The sequence below is a fragment of the Bradyrhizobium sp. UNPA324 genome (assembly GCF_006658635.1).
GTDB classification, from domain to species: domain Bacteria; phylum Pseudomonadota; class Alphaproteobacteria; order Rhizobiales; family Xanthobacteraceae; genus Bradyrhizobium; species Bradyrhizobium nanningense.
Genome location: NZ_LFJD01000002.1, coordinates 1 through 1,098, shown reverse-complemented (window position 1 = coordinate 1,098; position 1,098 = coordinate 1). Strand labels below are relative to the sequence as shown.

Here is a 1,098-nt window from a genome sequence, read left to right as displayed (position 1 = left end):
AAGGGCCATGTGTGGACGGCTCCGGGTTGGCAAGGAGAATCTTCACGTCGCAGTATTGGTCGGAGCAGCCATGTGTTCGGCCTGTTAGCGCGGTTCACGTGACCGCTGGCCATAATGCCCTCCGCGGATCAGGTCCCGGTCAAAAGCACGCATTCGATGATGCTGTGGCCCATGTGGGTTGTCCTGATCGCCGGATCGACCGGCACTGCATTACGTGCTGTTCGCCCTCCCAACCGTTACGTCACGCCGGCGATGTCGACGCGATCTCGTTTAGGCCGCCAGCGCGGCCGGCTCCTGGTAGCGTTCGTTCCTCGCCATCATCGCCCAAGCCATCCTGGCGAGCTTGTTGGCAAGCGCGATGGCCGCGACCTTGGTGGGCCGCCGGGCCAACAATCGCGTGAGTCATGGCCGATGCCCCGTGCCATGGATCTTGGCGTAGCGGATTACGGCGAGCGCGCCAGCAGTGAACAGGCTACGCAAATAGCGATCGCCCTGCTTGCTGATGCTGCCAAGCTTGTCTTTGCCCCCGCTCGAGCTCTGCTTTGGCACGAGACCAACCCAGGCCGAGAAGTCCCGCCCGGATCGGAAGGCTTTGGGATCGGCAATGCTGGCGACCAGCGCTGTTGCCAGCGCCGGACCGACGCCAGGGATCGCGTCCAGCTGTTTGCTCGTCGCATTTGATCGATGCCAGGCGATGATGCGGCGGTCAAACTCAAGGATCTGACCTTTAGGGGCGCGCAATTGACCACCGAGGGCAGTAAGACATGCTCGGGCCACCTCGGGCAGACGACCATCGGCTGGATCAGCGACAACTTCCAGCAATTGCTCGACACCTCGGCGCCCGACAGGGGCAACGATCCCGAACTCGGCAAGATAGGCACGGATCGAGTTGATCACTGCTGTCTGTTGACGGATGAAAAGATGGCGCGCTCGATGCAGCATCAGGCAGCTCTGCTGCTCGACTGTCTTGGTCGGCACAAATCGCATGTTGGGTCGCGTGACCGCTTCACAGATCGCCTCAGCGTCCATCGCGTCGTTCTTCTGCCGCTTGACGTAGGGCTTCACATAGGCCGGAGGCATCAATCGAACCGTGTGCCC

Annotated in this window: 1 protein-coding gene; it reads right to left on the bottom strand. The window is 61.7% G+C overall.

The annotated features are described in order from the left end of the window. Positions 1–402 precede the first annotated feature (402 nt). On the bottom strand, positions 403–1,098 hold a 696-nt coding region (locus UNPA324_RS00010; RefSeq protein ID WP_141932833.1), incomplete at its 5' end, for an IS110 family RNA-guided transposase.